The sequence below is a fragment of the Moraxella sp. CTOTU49097 genome, assembly GCF_032064105.1.
GTDB classification, from domain to species: Bacteria; Pseudomonadota; Gammaproteobacteria; order Pseudomonadales; family Moraxellaceae; genus Faucicola; species Faucicola osloensis_B.
The window spans coordinates 45,629-70,220 of the sequence record NZ_DAMBOA010000009.1 but is presented as its reverse complement, the minus strand read 5'-3'; the positions used below and the strand labels follow the sequence as shown (position 1 = coordinate 70,220).

Here is a 24,592-nt window from a genome sequence, read left to right as displayed (position 1 = left end):
CAGCAACCGACTATAGCCTAACAAGCTAGAAGCCTAAAAAGCTAGGTTGCCAATGACATCAAATTTGTGTTATCAATATAGCACTCACTGATTTGGCTTTGTCAAATGGTGATGTTGCTAAATTTTTAACCACAACAATAGCTTATATAAGGAAAAATTCATGGCTGCAATTATCAACCAAACCATTCCAGAATTCAAAACGCAAGCATTTGTGAATGGTGAATTCAAAGAAATCTCATCAGATGACGTTAAAGGCAAATGGGCAGTGTTTTTCTTCTACCCACATGACTTTACCTTTGTTTGCCCAACTGAACTTGAAGACATGGCAGACCATTACGAAGAAATCAAAGGTCTAGGCGTAGAAGTTTATGCGGTATCGACAGACACCCATTTTGTACACAAAGCATGGGCAGATGCGTCACCTGCAATCGCTAAAGTAAAATACCCAATGCTTGGCGATGGTACTGGTAAAATCACTCGCGGCTTTAACGTGATGATTGAAGAAGACAACGCTGCCCTTCGTGGTACTTTCTTGGTAGACCCAGACGGTAAAATCAAAGTAGCAGAAATTCATGACTTAGGTATCGGTCGTTCTGCCAAAGACTTAATCCGTAAAATCCAAGCGGCTCAATACGTGCGTGACAACGACGGTGAAGTATGTCCAGCGGCATGGGAAAAAGGTAAAGAAACCTTAAAACCAAGCCTAGATTTAGTCGGTAAAATCTAATCTTGATGGTCAAATGTTTCATTGACTGACAATTAGATAAAATTAAAAACCTCAAATTGAAAGATTTGGGGTTTTTTTTATTCAACTACTGTTGTTAACAATGATAAAATCAGCTTCTTTGAAGCTTGAGAAAATAACCATGGATAGCGCACAAACCACCCACCAAACTGGCAGTCAGACCACAAGTAGCCATTACGCCTTGCTATGGGCAGGGGCAGCTGTGTCAATCGCTGAGATTTTGACGGGCACCTACCTTGCGCCATTGGGGTGGGAGCGTGGCTTGTTAGCCATTGTCATTGGGCATATGATAGGGGGAGTGCTATTTTTTCTAGTCGGCTATATTGGGGCAACCCAACGCAAAAGTGCCATGGAAACAGTGAAGGGTAGTTTTGGTTTTCAAGGTGGGATGCTTTTTGCTTTGCTAAATGTTGTGCAATTGGTCGGCTGGACAGCCATCATGATTTATGATGGGGCATTGGCGGTCAATGGGATTTGGGCTATCGGACAAGCCGCCTGGTGTGGTGTGATTGGCGCGCTGATTGTACTGTGGCTGTGGATGGGCAACCGCTTCTTTGGCAAAATAAATGCGTTGGCCGTATCTGGGTTATTTATGTTAACGCTTATTTTGTCGTTTAAATTATTTAAGTTAGGTGCTGGGGATGTGGCAGCGACAAAAGACGTGGCAGCAGCGATGAGCTTTGGGGCAGCCGTGGAGCTCGCGGTAATTATGCCATTATCATGGTTGCCACTGGTGAGTGACTATACTCGCAATGCGCAAAAACCTTTGCAAGCGACACTCGTGAGCACCGTGAGCTATGGGGTGATGAGTGCGTGGATGTATGCGATTGGACTGGGCATGGCATTGTATACCCAAACCTCAGATTTTGCCCAAATGCTGTTACAGCTTGGATTGGGCGTGACTGGGTTATTGTTGATTGTGCTCGCGACGGTGACAACCACATTTTTGGATGCGTACTCGGCAGGCGTGTCGGGTGTCTCACTGTGGCAAAAACTCCCAGAAAAAGGCTTGGCAATTGGCATTACTCTCATCTGTACTATCGCAGCGATGCTGTTTCCCATGGATGATATCACTGAATTTTTATACTTTTTAGGCTCAGTGTTTGCGCCAATGGCAGCCATTCAAATTGTGGACTTTTTTATTTTAAAAAATACCGGTATCAAACAGCGTTTTAATGTCAAAAATTTGATTGTCTGGGCGATTGGTTTTTGCTTGTATCGTTATTGGCTTGCCCATCCACTCGATATCGGGAATACCTTGCCGGTGATTATGGTAACGATGCTGTTATGCTTCTTGGTTAATGTATTCACAAAAAAATAGTGCTGTCAGCCACGCTTAAAACAGTTTTTTTACAGTCCAATTTTTTTCATAGTAGCGTTGATTGGTTGATTGAAGCCTTACACTTGGTGTCAATAGCAAAAGCCCTGTCACAACGAACAGGGCTTTAATCAATAAAATCGAATTTAGCTTAAATTTAGCTTAGAACTTATTTATTTTTATTGTCTTCTAAGATTTTATAGATTTCATCTTTTAATTGTAGTTTTTGTTTTTTTAATGCTTCAATTTCGTCATCACGGCTACCCGCTGCAATAGGATCTTTTTCTAGGTTAATGATTTGAGCATCTAAGTCATTGTGTTTATCAAATAGTTTTTCAAAGTATTTATCAGAAGTTTTTAGTTTGCTAATAAGTTCGCGATGTTCTGGAAACATAGTCCTTTCCTTTTTTTGGTTGTATGTAAAAAATAATGCAAAGGGTTCAGCTCATAAGACAAATTTGATTGAGTTAGTATATTGCATTTGTCTTATTAGCATTGTAACGAAAAATCGCCTGGTTGACTATACGCTAATCGGTAACAATTGGTGAGGGGGAAAAAGCCCCATCATCAATGGATTGAGGCAATTTATGTATTAATATTTTGTTATGTAAAATAATAAACGTTTTGTTTTTTAAAACATAGCTATCAACTTTCTCACATTGTCAAAGCCCACAAAAATCACAATAATAAGGTTAACAAAACGACTTACCCAATAACTAGAAGGAAACTACCATGTTAGATCAAGGTTTATTAGATGCAGTAAAAAGTTATAGCGAACGTATGACTCGCCCGATTGAGTTTGTGTTGGGTGAGGGTGAACATGAACAGCGCGCTGAATTGGTGGATTTTTTGACCCAAATTGCAGGCACTACTGACAAGATTCGTTTGAGTCAACAATTCGATGCCAATCTATCACCGATGAGTTTTAAAATCCGTAGTCAAGACAAAGATACGGGCATTATTTTTAGTGGTATTCCAGGGGGTCACGAGTTTACCTCATTGATTTTGGCGATTTTACAATCTGGTGGTAGTGAACTCAAACTTGACCCAGGTATTCAAAATATTATTAAGGCGATTAAACAGCCACTAAAATTTGAAACTTTCGTGTCATTATCTTGCCACAACTGTCCAGACGTGGTGCAAGCGCTGAACCAATTTGCGTTATTGAACGACAACATCAGCAATGAAATGATTGATGGTGGTGTGTTCCAAGACATGATTAACGAGCGTAATATCCAAGGCGTACCTGCGGTATATTTAAATGGTAAACCTTTTGCCAATGGTAAAATTGACACTGCCAAACTCATCGAGAAACTGCAACAGCAATATCCAGATTTGATGAGCAGTGCTGCAGCAGCCGAACAGCTTGAGCAGCAAGATGTAACCATCATCGGTGGCGGACCTGCGGGCGTGGCGGCAGCCATTTATGTGGCACGTAAAGGCTTAAAAGTGACCATGGTAGCTGATCGTATCGGTGGGCAAGTGAAAGATACCCAAGATATCGAAAACTTGATTTCAATCCCATTGACCAATGGTAATGAATTATCTGCCAATTTTGTCAAACATATCACCGCTTATAGTATCACGGTTAAAGAAATGGTAAGCGTGACATCCATCACCGAAAATTCTGCACAAATGAATGAGCAAGGCGAGGATAAGCCAACCTACCAAATCACGCTTAATACCGGTGAAAGTTTTAGCACGCGTGCGATTATCGTCGCCACGGGGGCAAAATGGCGTAAGCTTAATATCAAAGGTGAAGACGAAAATATCGGTAGTGGCGTCGCATACTGTCCGCACTGTGATGGTCCTTTCTTTAAAGGCAAAGACGTGGCAGTTGTGGGCGGCGGTAACTCAGGGATTGAAGCGGCAATTGACTTGGCAGGCATTGTCAAACACGTGACCGTGTTAGAATTTGCTGACACACTCAAAGCAGACCAAGTATTGATTAATAAAGCCAAAGAGCGCGATAATATCGATATCATGACAAGTGTAGCGAGCCAAGAAGTTAAAGCAACCGATGGTAAAGTCAGTTCGCTAATTTACCAAGACCGTACCACCGGTGAAAACAAAGAATTGCCAGTATCTGCTATCTTTGTGCAAATCGGACTGGTGCCAAACTCGGAATTGGTCAAAGATTTGGTACAGGTGACCAAATTTGGTGAAATCGAAATAAATGAGAAATGCCAAACCAACAAACCCGGGATTTTCGCCTGTGGTGATGTGACTACTGTACCGTTTAAGCAAATTAATATTGCGATGGGCGAAGGTAGTAAAGCGGCACTCAGTGCGTTTGAATACCTCATGTTGCAATAATTTTTCACCTGTTTTTTAGTTATTTTTTACAAAAAGCCAAACGTCATAGTTTGGCTTTTTTTTGGCAGGTAACTTTTTTTGGCAGGTAACTTTTTTTGGCGGCTAATTTTTTTGGCGGCTAATATGGTGTTGCCTTGTCAGTCTATATTGTGAGGTAGGCATACTACCCAAAATCCGCTACAATAACTTGCAAACAATCATAGCGATTTAAAGGAATAAATCATGACAACAGCAAATACTTCATCCATCAAGCAGGTGACGATAGCCGGCGGCGGCGTACTGGGTTCTCAAATCGCCATGCAAAATGCCTTTTTTGGCTTTAACGTCACAATCTTTGATCAAGAGCCCGAAAAAGTCAAAGGGCGCATCGCAAAACTCATGCCCATCTACGCCAAATTCTATGACAAAAGCCCAGCCCAAGCCCAAGTAATCACCCATGCGATTCGCTATGTGACTGACTTAGGCGAAGCCGTGGCGCAGGCTGATTTGGTGATTGAAGCCTTACCAGAAGTCCTTGATATCAAAAATGAATTTTATAAGGCGCTGGCAAAGGTAGCCCCAAGTCACACGATTTTTGCCAGTAACAGCTCAACGTTGATTCCTAGCCAAATGGTCGAAGCCACAGGTCGCCCTGATAAATTCTTGGCGTTACACTTTGCCAACCGTATCTGGGTGAACAACACCGCAGAAGTCATGGGCTCAGCACATACTGACCCTGCGGTATTTGACAGCATTGTTGCTTATGCCAAAGCCATTGGCATGGTGGCGTTACCCCTCAATAAAGAACAACCTGGTTATATCTTAAATACCCTATTAGTGCCTTTCTTAAATGCCGGTATGCACTTATATGCCAATGACATTGCCGATCCGCAGACCGTTGATAAAACTTGGATGATTGGCACAGGTGCACCGATGGGACCGTTTGCCATGATGGATATCGTAGGGGTTAATACCATTGTTAATATCAGCCAGCAAAAAGCCAAAACAGGCTCGAAAACTGCCGAGCGATTTATCCAAAAACTGCAAACCGAACTGATCGATAAAGGTCGCACAGGGTTTGAAGTGGGGAAGGGTTTTTATGATTATCCAAACCCGGCTTATAAAAACCCTGATTTTTTAAAATAAACGTCAAAAAATTTTAAAAGTCAGAATCTAAAAGTCAGTATTTAAAAGCCAGTAGATGACAAAAGCCCATTCATACAAAATGGGCTTGGTTTTTTTATTGCGGCAGCACCCACGGCTAGCACTTGCCAAAGCCAACAATTTACCCCAAAATGATAAAAAATTGTTGCCAAAAAACCCGATGAAGCCGACTACCGCCCAACAAGTCAACACCTTATTATATTATTTGCAGACCAAGCAGACACCGCCGTTTGAGATACTGTTTTGGGAAAACTTGCAAAAGATTGACTTTGATTATTCAGCCAATAGCCTACAACAGCTCAGTCGGTTTTTTGCGGCAATGGCAAAACGCCACATTCAGTTGCCACAATTATTGGCAAACCAAAGTGGGCAAGCACTTATAGTAGCGCTCGCCGCTTATATTGCAGACTATTTAGCCAAAACCACTGGGCAACCGATTGCTTGGTATGACTATGACAGGATGTCAGCGCAACTGGCACGGCAAAATAAGTACCCCATCCAGTCACAGTTACCTGCCGATTTTTACGCGTCACTCACCGCGCGTATCGGGCAAAAGGTGTATTGCCAACCGCTTAAGCTATTACCAGATTTGCTGCAGAGTAAGGATGTGTTGCCACAGTTTATTGCTCAGATGACGCAGACCCTCTATCAGCAATCGCAAGTCAACTTATTGCAATCGCCTGAGGCGGTGTGTCAGGGCTATTTGGCAAAAGTGAAAACAGGCAAACTACAGGACGCCGCTATCGCATTTTCTACCTATTTGGCAGCGGTAAATTTTGATAATAGCCGTGATAGCTTAGTGCAAATTGATGAGGCATTATCGGCTATTCAGCAGGCGTTTAGGTTTACGCAAGCGGATTATCTGGACTTTTTGCAAGACGCCTCACGGCAAGCATTTTGCTATTTGCTGGGGTTTTATATTGGCGTGACTAGCAGTCGCTTGGCCAATGCGCCCGTGCGCTGGGTATCTTTTGCGCAGATGTATGACAGCTTGGGCGAGGCGTTTGCTGAATGCCTTGAGCATAGTTTTGTGCTGCTGTTTGAGGACTGCTATCGCACGCCGATGCTGGTAGTGACCAATCGGTTATTTGGCCTTGCTAGTAGTTTTCCAACTACCGCTGCTGAGTTTGCGGATATTTTACAACGGCAAAATGCAGGTCACCTAGCGGTTTATCCTTATCAAGATACTGTGAGCGCTACCGCTGACTTGCCAACGCTTTGGACGTCAGCCATGCAAGCGGCGGGTACATTGGTGGCATCTGTGCTATCGAGGCTATCACAAGGTCAGCCGATTGTACCTTGTGTGTATCAAGCCCATAGCAGCGACAATACAGCCGATGAATTAACCGCATTTAATCCATCCAATATTAAGTTGTTATCTCCTAGCGATACGGATTTAGATACAGACATAGAAAAAAACACAAACATAGATACAGATACAGACACGCTGATTGATAGCCTCTACCAAACGCTGCATCAAAACCCACAATTAGCCCCCATAATCGTTGGCTGTTTTGATAGCTATACCAATTTGCCGATGGGGCGCACCGAAGGGATTGTGATTGAGATATGGGTGTATGAAAACCCTCGCTTACAGCTGCAGCTTGTATTGCCGTATCAGTCCGCCAATGATTGGCACAGTCTAAAAATTTATCCGTTAGTCAGTCATCAAAACAGCGCACAAACAGCGCTTACCTCAGAACAAATAGCTGCATTAACCACGCACTTTTACCAAGCACTGCTAAGCACACCCTCAACACAAAATACCGCGGTCAAAACGCTGTGGCAAGATGCCTATGTCAATCAACTTGATAGCTGGGTATTGCCGCCCAAAGACCAGCGTATCCAACAACAAAATACGCAGTTGGTGACGCATTTTGATTTTGCGCTATTGCCGATACTTGATAGCCAAACCAATGTGAATATGGCAGCGTTTGACTATAACAGCATTGATTGGCGCAGGTTTGATTTGGCCAAACATATTTTGCAAGCCAGCCACCGCGAACAAAGCTATTTGCAGGTATACGTTAGTGATAACTTAATTAGAGATGAACTGTATCGCCAAGTAGAAGCGACCGAGGATTTATATCGCTATGGCAAAGTGGTGTGGGGCGTCGTGATAAAATCTGATGCAGCGTTAACCAAGCCTATGTCAGAAGAGGAACGAGATACGCCTTTTGCCAACCATCGGGTTAGTTGTGCCGACATTTTGTTTGATCCAAGCGGGCAAGCAAGGGTAGAAGATTTGCAAGCCAAGGCAAGTCAATTAATGGATGCGATTGGTACAGTCAATCAGCCGCCAAATGCTACGCCCGACGTAGCATTTTATCAATTACATTGCCAAGAGGACACATCTAGGGTGTTTAATTTGGCTTATCCAGCCAGTATCGCAGCGACAAACTATCGGATAACTACCAGTTGGATTTGGCGGCGTCATTTACCCAATGGCATTTTATCAAACAGCATAGTGCCCATTATTATTCATACTAATGCTTACCAAAATAAAGCCGAGCAGGGCGAAATTATGGTATTGCCTAGCCAATTATGGGATAAAGCCTATTATCACTATTGGCTAAGCTTGGCTTATGAGCAATTTGGGCAAGATTATGATTTACTTCCCTATATCCACTGGCAGCAAAAATACGCACAGGATAGCACCGATGCCGCAACCCAAAAGCGGCTATGGCCAAAATTTAAACCCAACCGAGCACCCAATCGAGCACCCAGCCGAGAACAAAGTTCAGCTATCGGATTGATGTCAGACAAACCGCAAAAGCCTGTTCAAACTGCTGCTAAACCACAGGGCAGTTTGCAACAAGCGACTATTCAACAAGCACCTATTCAACAAACGACTGGGCAAAAACTTGCTGATGTAAAGTCAACTTTACAGCCATCGATAGCGTCAACACCCCAGACAGCACAGGCAGCCAAAATATCACAGACCTCACAAACATTACAGACACCAAAGGCAATGCCGCCATCCTCGCTTTCCAATGAGTTGACGCAGCAACTGATGAATGACAAGCTACGCTTACAAACCCAATTATCCACCAAAGATACCGCTAAAGATAAAAAACTCCTAGTGATTGCTATCGGTGGGATGCTTGTTTTGATTATCATGGTGATACTGGTCAAATTCATGCGATAAATTTGCCCAATTTTTATTTGAAAAAAGTCAGCATACGCATCAAAAGGTCATAAAAATTTGTTATGCTAACGGTCTGTAAGTTGGATTATGACAACAAAAAGAAAGATAGGGATACAATATGAAAATTATTGCTGATGGCAATATTGCTCATTTAAGCGATTTTTTTAATGAACACACTTTAGGGCGACCCATCGAATTGATTGCGATGGCAGGGCGTGAGATTGACGCGGCTGTGATAGATGAGTATCAGCCTGATATTTTGCTGGTACGTTCCGTCACGCCTGTCAACAAGTTGTTATTAGACAACAATAAAAGCGTCAAATTTGTCGGTAGTGCCACCATCGGCATCGACCATGTCGATGTGGAGTACCTCGCCAAGCGCGGTATCATTTTTGCCCATGCCGCTGGCTGTAGTAAGCATTCGGTTGCACAATATGTGGTGGCAGCGATTGCCAATTTGCGCCCTGACTATTTATTTAAACCCATCAACCTTGGCATTATTGGGGTGGGCAATATCGGTAATACGCTAGCGCAATATGCGATTTCCTATGGCTGGAATGTGCTGGGCTATGACCCACTCAAACCACCGTCGGTGGTGAACAACGCCAAACTTGAAACTGTGCTGCAAGAAAGCAATGTGATTAGCTTTCACGTGCCACTGACGCATGCGCACAACAGCTCATATCCCACCCATCACGACTATCTGATGACCCAAGCGCGCTGGCAAACCGTGTCCGACACTGCCATCATCATCAATACCTCGCGCGGTGCAGTGCTCGGTCGTGATGATATTGTCGCAAGTCCGAATGTATGTGTACTCGATGTGTTTGAGCACGAGCCCAATATCGATGCAGAGCTGCTCAAAGCCTGTAGTATCGTCACCCCGCATATCGCAGGTTATACCCTAGAAGGCAAACTTAGGGGCACACAGTTTGTCTACAATGCCTTATGCAACTATTTACAGGTTGCCCCAACGGTTGATTTTCATACCTTAATGCCAGTTGAAGTGCCGCTGTTTCAAAAAGTGCATAACCCACTCAAAGACCACGAGCGCCACCAACTGCTCAATAAAATTCCTGTGATGTATGATATAAAAGCCGATGACAAGCGTTTACGTAGTGTGGCAAACGCAAACGGTGATATTGAAGGCAAAGACTTTGATAACCTGCGTAAAAATTATCCGCTGCGCCGTGAATGGCAATCATACGTGTTTAAAATTTGATAAAAATGTTCACCGTGACATAAAGCAAAAATAGCCAGTATGGGAAAATACTAGCTATTTTTTTTGGGTCTGCTAATATTGTCGCAAATCCAACTATCCAAACTGCTATGTCAACCACTTATCAACCTACTTGCACCCTACAAACCGCCCAAGCCCGTGCTGCGATGTACGCCACCATTCGCCAGTTTTTTGCCGAGCGGCAGGTGCTAGAAGTGCAAACCCCAGTGATGTCACAGGCGGGCAATACCGATATATTTTTGCAATCCGTCTCTAGCAATGTCACTGTGGCCGACCATCCAACAACCTATTATCTGCACACCTCACCCGAATTTGCCATGAAGCGTCTATTGGCAGCTTGGCAAGTGCCGATGTACCAGATTTGTCCCGTGTTTCGCGACAACGAAATTGGCAGTCGCCACAACATTGAATTTACCATGCTTGAATGGTACCGTCCCAATTTTAGCTTGGATGAACTGGCAAAAGAGACCAATGACTTGGTGTCCGCGGTACTCGGCTATCCGGTGATTTTTGACCATTATCGCTATGTGGATGCCTTTATGGATTTTGTTAAAATTCATCCCTTCAATGCCAGTTGCGATACCCTCAAAGCCATCGCCAAAGATAATGGTCTTAACATTGATTTGGGGGAGGATCACCAAGGCTGGTTAGATTTGTTATTTAGTCATTTGGTGGAGCCTAATTTGGGAAAAGCGCTACCGACACTTATCTATGATTATCCTGTCGCCACTGCCGCGCTCGCCAAGACAGTCACAGACAAAGATGGCAATCGGGTGGCTAGACGCTTTGAGCTGTATATCAATGGTCTTGAAATCGCCAATGCGTATGATGAGTTGGCTGATGGACAAGCGCTGCGTCTGCGCTTTGATGAAGACAATGTGGCACGCAAAAAACGCGGGCTACCTGTGATGCCAATTGACGAGAACCTGCTAGCAGCTTGTGATGCCCTGCCAGCTTGTAGTGGCATTGCGCTTGGCCTCGATCGACTGCTAATGATTAAAACGGGCAAAACCCATATCCGCGATGTCATCGCTTTACCCACCCCTCACGCCTAACAGCAGTGAACTCAACAAACAGGAATTGATATGAAACTTTGGCATTTATTTTTGGGGCTGATGGCAGGCTTGGGCATCCCGATTCAAGCAGCGATTAATACCCGATTGGGTGCAATGTTTGGTGGTCAACCGTTAATGGCAGCATTTGTATCGTTTACGGTTGGCGCGCTATTATTGTTCTTGGTGTCTTTGCTATTTGTCGATTGGCAAGCGGTGCAATCGGGTCTATCAGACATGCAAATCAGTGATTGGTGGAAATGGCTTGGCGGTGCGCTGGGCGCGTTTTTTGTTTTTGCGTCGATTTTTTTAGCGCCAAAAATCGGTGTTGCCAATACGGTGTTTTTGTTTATTTTAGGTCAGCTGGTCATGGGCATGGTGGTGGATAGCTTGGGTTTATTTGGTATGCCTGTTAAAACGCTGCATTGGAGTAAATTTTTGGGGATTGTATTGATGCTGGTGGGCGTATCGTTTTTTATGTTTGGACAAAAATGGTTTGCTAAATCGTCATAAGGCTATTTTTAGGTCAATGTTCAAATCCAATCGCTAATTGATGGATGTAGTCATTGAATGTGTGTTCATCTTGCGAAGCAATCATAAAGGCATTGGGAATAGACTCATCCATACCCAGTAACATTACCACACCAAAATCTTCCGCTTGAAAATAGCGCTCATGCGGTTGACGCAGTTCGATGATTTCACTGGCGATATGCTGTAATTTTTCACTCAAATCAGCTGGAATTGACCGTCCATCAAAATCATAAATTTGGGTATGGTGTTTCAATCCACCATTGACGCCATTGACAATCGCTTGCGCCAGTAAGAACTCCGCCAGTGGCAATTCATCAAACCAATGAATTTCGCTTTGTTCAATCGCATCAAAGTTGCGGCTCATTTGCACCATGGGATTGAGTTGTTTTGGGTCATCGACATGAATACCCCATACCGTATCGTCATCGCAAGTTTTACCAATCACAATATAATCGCCTAAGTGCTCAAATGGTAATTCGACAAATTGATGATAACTGGTATTGAACGCGCCACTACCTAGCTCGAGCAAATAATGATACAACAGGGGCGGCAGCTCGATACCCAACTGTTTTTCATGCGATTCGACGATATCGCGGCTGATACCTATCTCAAGACCATCAGTCTGGTCAAGGTGATAGAGTTGTTTGATGGTATGAATGGGGTTTAGCATAATCAACTAGCGAATCCAAGCGTTCAAAATATTGGCAAAGGCTTGTTTGTCTTTGTCGCTATAGGGGGCTTGTCCACCTTGCTGTGAAGGTTCTAACACGCCCGTACTTCGCATGGTGTCCATAAAATCGCGCATATTAAGCTTTTGCTTGATGTTGTCTTTGTCATACACAAAACCGCGAGACGTGACTACCTTGGCGCCTTTTTCAAGGCAGTCATTGGCAAGTGGAATGTCGCTGGTGATGACCACATCGCCTTCTACACAGTGCGCTGCGATATAGTCATCCGCCTTATCAAAACCGCCTTCGACCACTGTCATCTGCAAAATTGGCAGCCGCGGCAAAGCAATGGCACGATTGGCAACAAAAATCGTGGTCGTCTGCGTGCGCTCCGCGGTTTTGATGATGATTTGCTTGGCAATATTGGGAATTGCGTCAGCGTCTATCCACAGGGTGATTTTTGCTGTCATGGCTTTCACTAAAAGGATTAGTCGTCTAGCAAATCAAGCTGTTTGGCAGACTGGAATAACACGTTTGAGCGGTTGCCCGAACGGCAGAACATAAACACGGGTTTTTCTGCTTGATTAAAAATCTCGGCAAACTGCTCAACTTGCTCACGGGTTAATTGACCAGCAACGACCGGTAGATAATGATAGGCGAGCCCTGCTTGCTGTGCTTTAGTAGCGATATCCGTTTGCAGCGGTTGGTTGGGTTCTTCGCCATCGGGGCGGTTGTTGATGATAGTTTTAAAGCCCTGCGCGCCGATTTTGTCAACTTGCTGTGGCTCAATTTGACCATAAAAAACAGTATTTTTTGGCATGTTGTGTTTCCTTATAAAGTTAGGGTTGATTATTCATGTTTTTACTGACTGCGACAAGTATATTTATTAGGTTAATTGTTTAACGGCTTGTTGCGTACTTAAAAATACCTTGCCGGTTAATTTTTGAATCACATCGGTTTTTTCAATCACATCCATCACAGGCCCTTTGACTTCCGAAAAATGTAGGGTGATAGCTTGAGCCGCCAAATTTTGGTTTAGATTGATGAGCATATCTTGTGCTGTCAAATCGATATGATTGACTGCCGATAACATCAGTACCAGATTTTTAGTCTGTGAATGACTGGCAATCGCTTGCTCAATAAACTGTAGTACGGACTGGGCATTGCCATAAAACAGGCTTTCATCAATGCGAATGATTAACAAATCCTCAAACTGGGTCACTGCATGGCGTGCAACATTACGAAAATGCCCGGTATCACCAATTTGACCCACAATCGCGATATGCGGGTGGCTGGTTTGCCAAATCAAGCCTGCAAAGGAGGCTAACAGCCCCGCCACCAAGCCAACATTTAGCCCAAACAATAACACACCTGTGAGTGCCACGCCAAATGCTAGCGCATCGAGTTTGTCATAGCGCAGCGCTTGCTTGAGTGTTTGCACATCAATCATACTGATAATCACTGACATGATAATAGCGCCCAATATGGCATAGGGCAGTGGCTCTAAAGTCTGGCTAAAAAACAGCAGCACCAATGCCATCACCAGTACCGATAACATACTGGCAAGGGGACTTTGCGCGCCCGCATCGACATTTACCGCGGTGCGTGAGAAGCCACCGACAATGGTAAACGACTGAAAAAACGCACCTGCGATATTGGCAAAGCCCAACCCTTTGAGTTCTAGATTAGCATCGTAAGGTTCATTGCGTTGTCGGGCAAATGAGCTGGCAACCGAGTTGCTAGAGACAAATGCAATTAGCGCCATCAATCCGGCTGCAGGTAATAAATTAATGAGTTCAACGGGCGAAATCTGATAAAACGGCAGCACAAAATGCGGCAAACCACTGGGTACATCCGCCACCGTGCGAATACCCATATCGGCAAAGTTGCCAACTTGACTGGCGATAATACCGATTGCCAGCACCGCAAGGGGTAACATACGCGTGATGACCTCAATGACTTTGGCAGCCAATAAAGGCTTGAGCCAAGTTTTAAGATAATAGCGGTTGATAATTAGGACGGTGAATGCCGCAACACCGACCATCAAGGTGGGCACGTGCAACTCACGGCGATGAAACAAAAAGGTTTCAACATTCTCTAGCAGTGAATTGCCACTGATCGCGATACCCGTCACATATTTGATTTGCCCGACCAAAATCAAAATTGCCGCGCCACTAATAAACCCTGCCGTCACGCCACGGCTAATAAACTGGGTAATCCAGCCAAGCCGAAACACGCTTGCTAGCCACAATAGTGCCCCTGTTATCAGCGCCAAAAACGACGCCATAATGGCATAATGCATCGGCGGCAACTCGTTATAGGGCTGCAGCGCTTGCGCGGTCATAATCGCCGTAATCGCCACAGGACCGACGGCATTGACCGAGCTTGCGCCAATCCACGCATATACCAGTACCGGCACAATCGCTGAATATAACCCATACACAGGGGGCAACCCTGACAGCATGGCATAGCCCAAACTTTGCGGAATCACCAAAATACCCACGATAACACCCGCCAACAAATCTTGACTAAGATTTGCCTTGTTATAGTGCGTTACCCAGTGGGGTAATCGTCGCAAGTAGGCTGCAGGTAATGGCAAGGTGGTTATCCCGATAAAGTGGTTATCTGATAAATTAGCGTCCGATAAATTACCTTCCAATAAACTAGCAGACTGGTCAGCTTTAGATTTAATTATTTTGTCTGACAAAAGCGATCATACAGTACATTGAGGATGGCTAAGGCATCGTCACTGGCGACTGAATAATAGATTTGTTTGCCTTCGCGGCGGGTGTTGACCAAACCATCTTTACGCAAAATCCCCAATTGCTGCGACAGACTTGGTTGACCCAGTCCCACTTTCTCTTCAAGCTGGCTCACACAATGCTCACCTTGCGTCAATTGACACAGCAGCATCAACCGGTCAGGATGAGATAACGATTTTAACAACTGGCTGGCTTCTCCTGCGGCAGCGTGCATTTGATCGAGCATGGTTGCATCCATCGACACAGGCGCATCGGACTGCGGTTCGGCAATTTCAGACATGACTTTTCCCCATAGTGTTTTGATGGCTGATACTAACTGGTGCTACCATCAAACTTATCACATAATTTTAAAATCAATAAACGTTTACGCCAATACAATATATTGAAAAACATATTATAAAATAATATAATGAATTGAGCAACGCCTTGCAATGCGGCTATTATACAAAAGTATAAAGTGTTTTTTCAGTTGAAATTGCCATAAAGATATGCCAAAAGCGTTTTTAGATAACAGGAAAACTTATGAACATTCATTCTTTTTTAGACAAAGACACTGAAACTTTTACCCACGTCTTAGTTGATGAAGCTAGCAAACACTGTGCCATCATCGACCCAGTATTGGATTTTGACCCCGCAGCCGGCAAAATTAGCTATGACAATGCCGATAACGTCATTGGGTTTGTCAAATCACAAGCGTTGAGCTTGGACTATATCATCGAAACTCACACCCATGCCGATCATTTATCGTCCGCGCCTTATATCAAAGCGCAGTTAGGCGGTAAAGTAGTGATCGGTAAATATATCGATAAGGTGCAGAAAACCTTTAAAACCATTTTTAACTTTGACGACCTAGCCACCGACGCCAGTCAATTCGATATTTTGACCGAGGAAGGCAGCGAGCTAAAACTGGGTGATTTGAGCATTACAGCCATGCATGTACCGGGTCATACCCCAGCCGATATGGCATATAAAGTGACGGATAAAAGCGCGGGCAAAGAAAAAATTGCGGTATTCGTCGGTGATACTATCTTTGCCCCTGATGTCGGCTCTGCACGCTGTGACTTTCCCCATGGTAGTGCCGAGGATTTGTATGACTCGATTCAGCGTTTATTAGCCTTGCCCGATGATACTTTGCTGTATCTTTGCCATGATTACCCACCCAAGGGCGGGCGTGAGCATATCGCAACGGTGTGTGTCGGTGAGCAAAAATTATGCAACATTCATGTCAAACAAGGGACGCCTAAGGCAGAATTTGTACGAATGCGTAACCAACGTGACAAAACACTTGCAATGCCACGTTTGATTTTGCCATCGGTACAAGTTAACATCAATGCAGGTGAATTGCCAAAACCAGAAGACAATGGCGTTCGCTACCTTAAAATTCCCTTAAATCAATTATCATAAAATAAGGAAGAATCATAAATGAAAACCAATGTGGGCAACAAAGAACGAGTCGTGCGTGTTGTGGCAGGTCTAGCTTTACTAAAATCAGCGAAAAGCAAAAAGATGAAAATGCTTGGCTTAATACCCTTAGTATCGGGTGCGACGGGTCATTGTCCTTGTTACAGCATGCTGGGTATCAACACCGCCAAATCAGCAGCAGATAGCAAAAAACACGCTAAAGCGCAATCCAAAGACCATGCGAAAGATAGCACGGATGACAAAAGCACCGTGATTGATAGTGTCATGCAAACAGCTGAAACCTTAAAAGAAACAGTTCAAGAAAAAGCAGCCACGCTTAAAGAGACTGCTCAGGAAAAAATGGAAGAACTTGCAAACGCCAAGAAAGCTGACGATGCAGACAAAGCGGAAAAGTCAGAACAATCAGAAAAAAAACAGGCTTAATCTAGGCGGCTTTAATTTAAGCGAATGTGACATTCGTTATAGCCTAATAAAAGACTGAGAAAAGGCATCCGTTTGGGTGCCTTTTTTCGTTATACTAGCTTTTATCATTCTTAAGACAAACACAACTCAATGAAAAATACAGCGGTCAAATTTTGTGGCTTTACCCAACTCGAAGATATTACAAATGCGGTCAATCTTGGCGTGGATGCGGTGGGTTTTGTATTTTATGAGCCAAGTCCCCGAGCGGTGACCGCCGAGCAAGCCTATGAGCTTGCTAAAGCTGTGCCTGCGTTTACCACGGTGGTGGCATTGGTGGTCAATATGCCTGAGCAAGAATTAGTTTATCTATCGCATCACGTGCCATTTGATATCGTGCAGTTTCACGGGAATGAATCGCCGCGAGAATGCAAGCTGATGGCAGATAGAATCAATAAACGCTGGATAAAGGCATTACGCATCAGCCATGATGACACCACGGAGACGATTGTCGCACAAATCCAAGAACTTAAAGACTTTGGCGCGTGTAGCGTGCTACTTGACGCCTATCATCCCGATAAATTTGGCGGAACGGGCGATAGTTTTGATTGGGATAAAATCCCCAAACACTCGCCATTACCGATTATTCTGGCGGGGGGATTGACCGCAGACAATGTGGGTGACGCAATTACACAAACAGGCGTGTATGGCGTGGATGTGAGTGGCGGCATTGAGTCAGCAAAAGGGGTGAAAAGTTTGGAGAAAATGACAGGTTTTTTAGCTAAAGTGAGGAATTAAATGAGTATTGGTAAAATTGTACGCTGGCACGATGACAAAGGTTTTGGCTTTGTAAAATCTGATGATTTGGACAAAGATGTATTTGTGCATATTTCGGCTTTTCCGCCTAATTCACTTCGTCCAAAAGTTGGTGATGATGTCGTTTTTCAAGTTGAAAATACGCCAAAAGGGTTACAGGTGACTAGAGCAAGATATAAAGATCAACTAAATGATAATGTTTCGACAAATGCTCAAAAAGGAAACCTTTACTTAGAATTAGAGCGAGATGACAATATTTCTCAACGTAAAGATAGTAATATGTCTTTCCCAAAAAAATCCCATAGCCATAGACAATCAAAATTACCAAATAATAAGCCAAAAGGTTTATTTAGTTCTCTATTTGGTCTTTTAGCCATTGCTTGCCTTATCTATTACGGCTATCAGAATTTGTCAAATCGTTCAGAATATACTAATTCGCAAGTATCTAAGCAAACACTTTCTAATATAGAGCAACAAAAATCGGTTAATAATACAAATTTCAAATGTGATGGTAGGCAACATTGTAGCCAAATGAATTCACGTGAAGAAGCTGAATGGTTTTCACAAAATTGCCCTGATACTAAAATGGATGGTGATAAAGATGGTGATGTCTGTGAGAACGATAGTCGTTGGTAACATTTTAAGTAAGTCAAACATTAACATTGCAAAATTAATAAAATTCTATATACTAACGTACTAGTATAATAGAACATAAAAAATGATAGGGGATACAATGAATATCTTGGTCACAGGCGTAACCGCAGGGTTTGGCAAAGCGATTGCCGAGTTACTCATCTCAAAAGGTCATACCGTCATCGGCACTGGTAGACGCCAAGAAAAATTGGATGAACTAAAGAGCCAACTGGGCGATAACTTTATCCCGCTAAACTTTGACGTATCGGACTTGCCCGCCACCAAAACCGCGCTACAAACTTTGCCAAATGATTTGCTTACCAACATCGACGTACTGGTCAATAACGCAGGATTGGCACTCGGACTTGAACCCGCGGATAAAACAGACTTTGCCGATTGGCAACAAATGGTCAATACCAATATTCTTGGCTTGATTCATTTAACCCATGAAATTTTACCTCTCATGGTCGCCAACAACGACGGCTACATTATTAATTTAAGCTCAACCGCAGGCAATTATCCGTATTTTGGTGGTAATGTGTATGGCGCGACCAAAGCTTTTGTGACCCAGTTTAGCCTAAACTTGCGTGCCGATTTGGTCGGCAAAAATATCCGTGTCAGTAATATCGAGCCAGGACTATGTGGCGGCACAGAGTTTAGCAATATTCGTTTTCATGGCGATGATGCCAAAGCCGGCCAAGTTTATGACAGCGTGCAATATGTCACCCCACAAGATATCGCCAATATGGTGGCATGGCTGATTGAACAGCCCAAACACGTCAATATCAACCGTATCGAAGTCATGCCAACCGCACAGACCTTTGCAGGTTTAAAAGTCATGAAGGATTTGTAATGTTTAAAGTTGGCGATAAAGTCATTAAAAACCCTCAGACTTGGAAACAAAATGATTTTGATAGTTGGGGCAGAGGTGAGGGCGTTGGAACTATAGTTGAACCACCTTTCTCTGTTAATGATATAGATTGTGTTGATGTACGTTGGGATAATGGTCGTTGTTTTGAAGAAATTAGTGGTTTACAACTATGTAACGAATCCAAACCGAAACTCGAATCTTAAACATTAATCTTAGTTATAGATTGCAATATTAAATTAAAGGAACAACAATGAACATTCAAAACCCAACTGAAGTAAAAGACTTCAATCAATACCCAGATGCCAGCGGACATTTTGGCATTCATGGGGGACGCTTTGTCTCTGAAACCCTGATGGCGGCACTGGAACAACTTGAGCATATCTATAACACTGCCAAAGCTGACCCCGAATTTTGGAAAGCTTTTCAAGACGACTTGGTCAATTATGTTGGCAGACCAACGCCACTTTATCATGCCAAGCGCCTAAGTGATGATATCGGTGGCGCGCAGATTTATCTTAAACGTGAAGACTTAAACCACACAGGCGCTCACAAAGTCAATAACACCATCGGTCAAGCCTTGCTTGCCAAAATGGTCGGCAAAAAACGCATCATTGCCGAGACAGGCGCAGGGCAACATGGCGTAGCAACTGCCACCATCGCGGCGCGTCTGGGCTTAGAGTGCGTGGTGTATATGGGCGCAGATGATGTCGAACGCCAAGCCATGAACGTGTATCGTATGCGTTTGCTTGGCGCGACAGTGGTACCTGTCACCTCGGGTACTCGCACGCTCAAAGACGCCATGAACGAAGCCATGCGTGACTGGGTCACCAATGTCGATAGCACTTATTATGTCATTGGCACTGTCGCAGGTCCGCACCCATACCCCATGCTGGTGCGTGACTTTCAAGCCATTATCGGCAAAGAAGCCAAACTACAACACTACCAAAAAACAGGCAAACTGCCCGATGCGTTAGTCGCTTGTGTCGGTGGCGGTAGTAATGCCATCGGATTGTTTTATGACTTTTTAAATGATAAAGACGTCAAAATGTATGGTATCGAAGCCGGCGGCGATGGAGTCGAGACAGGCAACCATGCTGCACCACTTACCGTCGGTCGAGTGGGCGTATTACATGGCAACCGCACGTATTTGATGGCGGATGATGATGGGCAGATTTTGGGTACCCATTCGATTTCAGCAGGGCTTGATTATCCTGGCGTGGGTCCTGAACATAGTTTCTTAAAAGATATCGACCGTGTGCAGTATGTACCTTGTACCGATGAAGAAGCGATGGTGGGATTTCGTGAATGTACCCAAAAAGAAGGCATTATTCCTGCACTAGAAAGCTCGCATGCCATTGCATATGCGTTGAAACTTGCCAAAACCATGTCAAAAGACCAGTCGATTATTGTCAATCTGTCGGGTCGTGGGGATAAGGATTTGCACACGGTCATGAAACGGGATGGGATTGAGATTTGATTGATAATCTGCCTAATTGGAATGGCTTAAATTCACTATGTTTTAAATTTAGGGTTGTGAGAGATAAAGTTTAACGAATTAATGTGGATGATGATAAATAATACTGAAATGCAATTGCCAACTAATAGCTACAAAATAATTTATTATTTGTACATGGCTTTTGCTTTTTACTTTCTCATCGGTATTTATGCCAATTCTCACGAAGGCATTTGGGAGATTTTATACCAACTTAGTTCTAGTATGGTTTTTCTTTCAATAATAGTAGCTACCTATTTTATATTTCAAAAAATGCGACAAGGGAATGATAGTGTTTTAGCCGATATTAGAAGTGGCATTCTAGTCATCATATTTTTGGCAATTATATTATTTCTTGGTTCATTTGAATTTAAACAAAGCTTTTATGCTGTTTTTGAGCCCACCAAAACAGCGATGGCTGATGAATACACAACCCAAATCAAAGACTATCGTGGGACGAAACAGTATTATTTGTTTTTTGATGATAAAGAAAATCCAAACTCTTGCGATAGTCATATACAAAAGTGCAAATATCAATATAAAGTGAGAATCAATAGTGGCACTTATAAACAGATAAACAATAAACAGCAAATCTCAAAAGACAATCCTTTGAAAATATTCTATAAGCCGAAAGCTGAGATTTTAATGAAATGGGAAGCTATTTAAACTTCCCAATAAATTTACGCTAATATTAGGAAAACCTATGACCCGAATTGAAACCACCTTTAACACATTGCGAGCGCAAAACAAAAAAGCTTTAATTCCTTATGTGATGGCAGGCGACCCAAACCCAAGTGTTACCGTCAGCTTACTGCATGAACTCGTTGACCACGGCGCAGACATCATCGAAGTTGGCTTGCCATTTTCCGACCCCATGGCAGACGGTGAGACCATTGCGCTAGCAGGCGAGCGAGCATTGGCAGGTGGCACCAGTACCCGCCAAGCGATTGAGATGGTAAAAGCGTTTCGTAAAACCAACACCACCACGCCAGTGTTAGTCATGGGCTATCTAAATCCGATTGAAATCATCGGTTATGACAAGTTTATCAGCCTTTGTCAAGATGCCGGGATTGACGGTGTTTTAATGGTCGATTTACCGCCACAAGAAGCGGGCGATTTTACCCAAAAACTCGCTAATTCCGCGATGAACGAAATCTTTTTACTTGCGCCAACCACCTTGCCAGAACGCCGTGAGCAAGTGCTAAAACATGGCGGTGGTTTTATCTATTATGTATCGGTCAAAGGCGTGACAGGCTCAAAAGCATTGGATGCCCAAGATGTGGGCGAACACGTGCAAACGATTAAAGCACAAACTGCTTTGCCTGTGTGTGTCGGTTTTGGTATTCGTGATGGCGCATCGGCAAAAGCAGTCGGACAATATGCGGATGGCGTGATTGTCGGTAGTGAACTGGTGAAAAACTTTGCGGATGTGGGCAACGATCAACAAAAAATCGCCCATGCCAAAAAAGCCATCTTAGATAAAATGGATGAGCTAAGAGAAGCGATTGACAGTCTTGAGTGATAGAATGGTTTGAGGTATTTGAGGTTAATCATTTCATTTATTGCTAAAATCAGTTAGCATACGCATTATAAAATGAGTTTATACCTGTACACTCAAACAACTACTATTCAATGGCACTCTTAAATTGCACTGTTAATAGGGATTTATTATGAGCACTGATATGAAGCCTCAAACGATGGGACAGACACTGGAAGAAACTTGGTTAAAACGCCCATTACCCACCATCAAACCCCGTGCCAAGCAAATACTGACGGCGGTTGAGACCGAACCATCGACTCAATGTCCCAACTGTAACTCAATCATCACCAATACAGCGCTGATTTTTAATAATTATGTCTGCCCATCGTGTGATGAACATCTTAGCATGACCGCACGCACACGTCTGAACTGGTTTTTTGACCAAGTTGATGACGAGCTAGGGCAGCAGTACCAAGCAGGCAATCCATTACACTTTGTCGATAGCAAACCTTACCCAACACGGATGAGCGAAGCGCAAGCCAAGACGGGCGAAACCGAAGCGCTTATCGTCATGAAAGGCAAACTTCAGCGGCTACCCGTAGTGGCTTGTGCGTTTGATTTTGCTTTTATGGGTGGCTCCATGGGCTCTGTGGTAGGCGATCGATTCGTGCTCGCTGCCGAGACGGCGCTCAAAGAACAAATCCCGCTGGTGTGTTTTGCCGCATCGGGTGGCGCCCGTATGCAAGAGGGCTTGTTATCACTCATGCAGATGGCGCGTACTGCCGCAGCGATTGAGAAACTCAAACACTCCAATATTCCTTATATTGTGGTACTGACCAATCCTGTGTATGGCGGTGTGACGGCATCACTTGCGATGTTAGGCGATATCCATTTGGCAGAGCCCAAAGCCATGATTGGTTTTGCCGGCAAACGGGTGATTGAACAAACCGTTCGCGAGGTGCTGGGCGAGCCCTTCCAGCGCGCTGAGTTTTTGGTAGAGCATGGTGTGGTCGATCAGGTCGTCCATCGTTTACAAATGAAAGAAACAATTCATCGCTTACTTAAAAAAATGACCTATTTTCGTCAGGCTCACTAATTCATTATTATCACGGTTTTATCCATGCAACATTCAAGCTTACCCGCCACACTCTCACCATCCCCATTGCCGCCTAGCGTTTCAAGCTCGTTAACCGAGTGGCTAGACTATATGCAAGGCATCCATGTGTCCGCGATTGATATGGGGCTTGAGCGGGTGATACCGGTATTTCAAGCATTGGGTATAAAGCAAACCGATGCTTTCGTGTTTACTGTGGCAGGCACCAATGGCAAAGGCTCAACCACCGCCACTATTGCCGAGATCTGCCAACAAGCAGGCTATAAAACCGCTTTGTATCAATCGCCGCATTTACTGGTGTTTAACGAGCGTGTCAGAATTAACGGAGAAATGGTCGATGACCAAACCCTGATTGATGCGTTTGCCAAAATCGAGCAGGCGAGAGTGGATTGTGGGTTGACGCTGTCATTTTTTGAAATGACGACGCTTGCCGCGTTTTTGATTTTTGCCCAAAACCACTGTGATGTCTGGGTATTGGAAGTGGGGTTAGGCGGCCGCCTCGATGTCGTCAATGTCATCGAGCCAAACCTTGCGGTGATTACCAATGTGGGTATCGACCATGTCGAATGGCTTGGCGATACCCGTGAAAAAATAGCCGTAGAAAAAGCCGGTATTTTGCGTGATAACCTCACATTGGTGTATGGCGAAGCCGATATGCCATCAACCATTGTGCCTTTGATTGCACAGCACCATGCCCATTTGCTACAGTATGGCAAAGATTATGGTTACCGCCATGCTGAGGCGGCAGCGACATGGCAATATAGCAATAGCGCGGTGACTTTATCGTTGCCTATCCCCAATTTGTCTTTGCACAATACCGCAACGGCTATCACTGCCCTTTTAGCCAGCCCATTAACCATAACCCAAGACCACATCCAAGCTGCGTTACCGAAGGTAAAATTGGCAGGGCGTTTTGACAGCAGACGCATGTCAGCTCGCCAGTGGGTGTTTGACGTTGCCCACAATGAGCATGGGATGCAATTTTTGCTCAAGCAGTTGACGCCGTATGTGCATGCCTACCAACGCCAGCATCCAACCGCCGAATTGCATTTGGTGATATCCATGCTCGCTGATAAAGACATCGAGCCGGTGCTCGCCCATCTACAGCAGTTCTCCCAGACGGTGATGCCGATTAACAGTGTTCATAGCGGCGTTATATCTCACCCTAGAGCCAGTAGCCAAGAGCGCTTAACTGAGCTGTTACCACGCTATTTTAATTCTGTGTCTATTTTTGAGGATTTGAATTTGGCAACCCAATCGGTGATTGACCACAGCCAAGCCAATGACCTAATTTTGGTATGTGGTTCTTTTTATACCATCAGCGGTGTACTGACCAGCCAATCACTCAATGAATAACGAATTTGTGTGTCAAATGATTTTACTTTTCAAAATTTTCAGTTAATATCTCAACAATGGTGAAAACTGCTAACGCGAATTTTGCT

Annotated in this window: 25 protein-coding genes; 19 read left to right on the top strand and 6 right to left on the bottom strand. The window is 44.0% G+C overall.

Features of this window, described 5'->3' with window-relative positions; all coding sequences use genetic code 11:
- Positions 1-160: 160 nt before the first annotated feature.
- Both ahpC and cytX read left to right on the top strand, forming a co-directional pair.
- Entirely contained in the window at positions 161-727 is a 567-nt protein-coding gene (ahpC, locus tag RT064_RS07205) for an alkyl hydroperoxide reductase subunit C (RefSeq protein ID WP_060996294.1), read from the top strand.
- A 139-nt stretch (positions 728-866) separates the two neighbouring features.
- Positions 867-2,066 (top strand): putative hydroxymethylpyrimidine transporter CytX, encoded by a 1,200-nt coding sequence (cytX, locus tag RT064_RS07200; protein ID WP_313062635.1) that lies wholly within the window; start codon positions 867-869, stop codon positions 2,064-2,066.
- Positions 2,067-2,232: 166 nt separating this feature from the next.
- Here cytX and RT064_RS07195 read toward each other — a convergent pair whose 3' ends face one another.
- A complete protein-coding gene (locus tag RT064_RS07195; RefSeq protein ID WP_135888383.1) occupies positions 2,233-2,457 on the bottom strand; it encodes an HP1242/YdcH family protein in 225 nt (74 codons plus the stop codon).
- A gap of 338 nt (positions 2,458-2,795) precedes the next feature.
- Between RT064_RS07195 and ahpF the strand changes: the two genes are divergently transcribed.
- From ahpF to RT064_RS07165, 6 genes are all read left to right on the top strand, one after another.
- Positions 2,796-4,379, top strand: a complete 1,584-nt coding sequence (gene ahpF / locus RT064_RS07190) for an alkyl hydroperoxide reductase subunit F (protein ID WP_313062634.1) — start codon at positions 2,796-2,798, stop codon at positions 4,377-4,379.
- 222 nt (positions 4,380-4,601) lie between these two features.
- Entirely contained in the window at positions 4,602-5,504 is a 903-nt protein-coding gene (locus tag RT064_RS07185; RefSeq protein WP_313062633.1) for a 3-hydroxyacyl-CoA dehydrogenase, read from the top strand.
- A 55-nt stretch (positions 5,505-5,559) separates the two neighbouring features.
- Positions 5,560-8,670, top strand: a complete 3,111-nt coding sequence (locus tag RT064_RS07180; protein WP_313062632.1) for a hypothetical protein — start codon at positions 5,560-5,562, stop codon at positions 8,668-8,670.
- A 118-nt stretch (positions 8,671-8,788) separates the two neighbouring features.
- A complete protein-coding gene (locus RT064_RS07175; RefSeq protein WP_313062631.1) occupies positions 8,789-9,892 on the top strand; it encodes a 4-phosphoerythronate dehydrogenase in 1,104 nt (367 codons plus the stop codon).
- A gap of 107 nt (positions 9,893-9,999) precedes the next feature.
- The gene (epmA, locus tag RT064_RS07170) at positions 10,000-10,965 is read left to right on the top strand and encodes an EF-P lysine aminoacylase EpmA (protein ID WP_313062630.1); all 966 of its coding nucleotides are present in this window, start codon (positions 10,000-10,002) and stop codon (positions 10,963-10,965) included.
- Between the two features lie 30 nt (positions 10,966-10,995).
- Entirely contained in the window at positions 10,996-11,475 is a 480-nt protein-coding gene (locus tag RT064_RS07165; RefSeq protein ID WP_312276443.1) for a DMT family transporter, read from the top strand.
- Positions 11,476-11,488: 13 nt separating this feature from the next.
- Here RT064_RS07165 and RT064_RS07160 read toward each other — a convergent pair whose 3' ends face one another.
- The 5 genes from RT064_RS07160 to RT064_RS07140 form a co-directional block, all read right to left on the bottom strand.
- Positions 11,489-12,163, bottom strand: a complete 675-nt coding sequence (locus RT064_RS07160; RefSeq protein ID WP_313062629.1) for a hypothetical protein — start codon at positions 12,161-12,163, stop codon at positions 11,489-11,491.
- Positions 12,164-12,169: 6 nt separating this feature from the next.
- Positions 12,170-12,619, bottom strand: a complete 450-nt coding sequence (locus tag RT064_RS07155) for a YaiI/YqxD family protein (protein WP_313062653.1) — start codon at positions 12,617-12,619, stop codon at positions 12,170-12,172.
- Positions 12,620-12,648: 29 nt separating this feature from the next.
- The gene (locus RT064_RS07150) at positions 12,649-12,981 is read right to left on the bottom strand and encodes a protein tyrosine phosphatase family protein (RefSeq protein WP_313062628.1); all 333 of its coding nucleotides are present in this window, start codon (positions 12,979-12,981) and stop codon (positions 12,649-12,651) included.
- Positions 12,982-13,047: 66 nt separating this feature from the next.
- On the bottom strand, positions 13,048-14,868 hold the full coding sequence (locus RT064_RS07145) for a SulP family inorganic anion transporter (protein WP_313062627.1): 1,821 nt from the start codon (positions 14,866-14,868) through the stop codon (positions 13,048-13,050).
- Positions 14,853-15,161, bottom strand: a complete 309-nt coding sequence (locus RT064_RS07140; protein WP_409519542.1) for a metalloregulator ArsR/SmtB family transcription factor — start codon at positions 15,159-15,161, stop codon at positions 14,853-14,855. The genes RT064_RS07145 and RT064_RS07140 overlap by 16 nt, the downstream gene beginning before the upstream one ends.
- A gap of 284 nt (positions 15,162-15,445) precedes the next feature.
- On the opposite strand from RT064_RS07140, the gene RT064_RS07135 reads away from it, so the two are divergent.
- From RT064_RS07135 to RT064_RS07085, 11 genes are all read left to right on the top strand, one after another.
- Complete coding sequence (locus RT064_RS07135; RefSeq protein ID WP_313062626.1) at positions 15,446-16,327, top strand: MBL fold metallo-hydrolase; 882 nt, start codon at positions 15,446-15,448, stop codon at positions 16,325-16,327.
- Between the two features lie 18 nt (positions 16,328-16,345).
- Entirely contained in the window at positions 16,346-16,768 is a 423-nt protein-coding gene (locus tag RT064_RS07130; RefSeq protein ID WP_313062625.1) for a YgaP family membrane protein, read from the top strand.
- Between the two features lie 129 nt (positions 16,769-16,897).
- Positions 16,898-17,542: a phosphoribosylanthranilate isomerase gene (locus RT064_RS07125; protein WP_313062624.1), complete on the top strand. Its 645-nt coding sequence runs from the start codon at positions 16,898-16,900 to the stop codon at positions 17,540-17,542.
- Positions 17,543-18,196: a cold shock domain-containing protein gene (locus RT064_RS07120; protein ID WP_313062623.1), complete on the top strand. Its 654-nt coding sequence runs from the start codon at positions 17,543-17,545 to the stop codon at positions 18,194-18,196. It abuts the gene before it with no gap.
- Between the two features lie 97 nt (positions 18,197-18,293).
- Positions 18,294-19,046 carry an SDR family NAD(P)-dependent oxidoreductase gene (locus RT064_RS07115; RefSeq protein ID WP_313062622.1) on the top strand — a complete coding sequence of 251 codons (753 nt, stop codon included), beginning with the start codon at positions 18,294-18,296 and terminating at the stop codon, positions 19,044-19,046.
- Entirely contained in the window at positions 19,046-19,267 is a 222-nt protein-coding gene (locus RT064_RS07110) for a hypothetical protein (protein ID WP_313062621.1), read from the top strand. The genes RT064_RS07115 and RT064_RS07110 overlap by 1 nt, the downstream gene beginning before the upstream one ends.
- Positions 19,268-19,314: 47 nt before the next feature.
- Positions 19,315-20,541 carry a tryptophan synthase subunit beta gene (trpB, locus tag RT064_RS07105; protein WP_036601146.1) on the top strand — a complete coding sequence of 409 codons (1,227 nt, stop codon included), beginning with the start codon at positions 19,315-19,317 and terminating at the stop codon, positions 20,539-20,541.
- Between the two features lie 87 nt (positions 20,542-20,628).
- Positions 20,629-21,222 (top strand): hypothetical protein, encoded by a 594-nt coding sequence (locus tag RT064_RS07100; RefSeq protein WP_313062620.1) that lies wholly within the window; start codon positions 20,629-20,631, stop codon positions 21,220-21,222.
- 37 nt (positions 21,223-21,259) lie between these two features.
- On the top strand, positions 21,260-22,078 hold the full coding sequence (gene trpA / locus RT064_RS07095) for a tryptophan synthase subunit alpha (RefSeq protein WP_313062619.1): 819 nt from the start codon (positions 21,260-21,262) through the stop codon (positions 22,076-22,078).
- A 148-nt stretch (positions 22,079-22,226) separates the two neighbouring features.
- The gene (gene accD, locus RT064_RS07090) at positions 22,227-23,132 is read left to right on the top strand and encodes an acetyl-CoA carboxylase, carboxyltransferase subunit beta (protein WP_313062618.1); all 906 of its coding nucleotides are present in this window, start codon (positions 22,227-22,229) and stop codon (positions 23,130-23,132) included.
- 24 nt (positions 23,133-23,156) lie between these two features.
- Positions 23,157-24,506: a bifunctional folylpolyglutamate synthase/dihydrofolate synthase gene (locus tag RT064_RS07085; protein WP_313062617.1), complete on the top strand. Its 1,350-nt coding sequence runs from the start codon at positions 23,157-23,159 to the stop codon at positions 24,504-24,506.
- Positions 24,507-24,592: the final 86 nt, after the last annotated feature.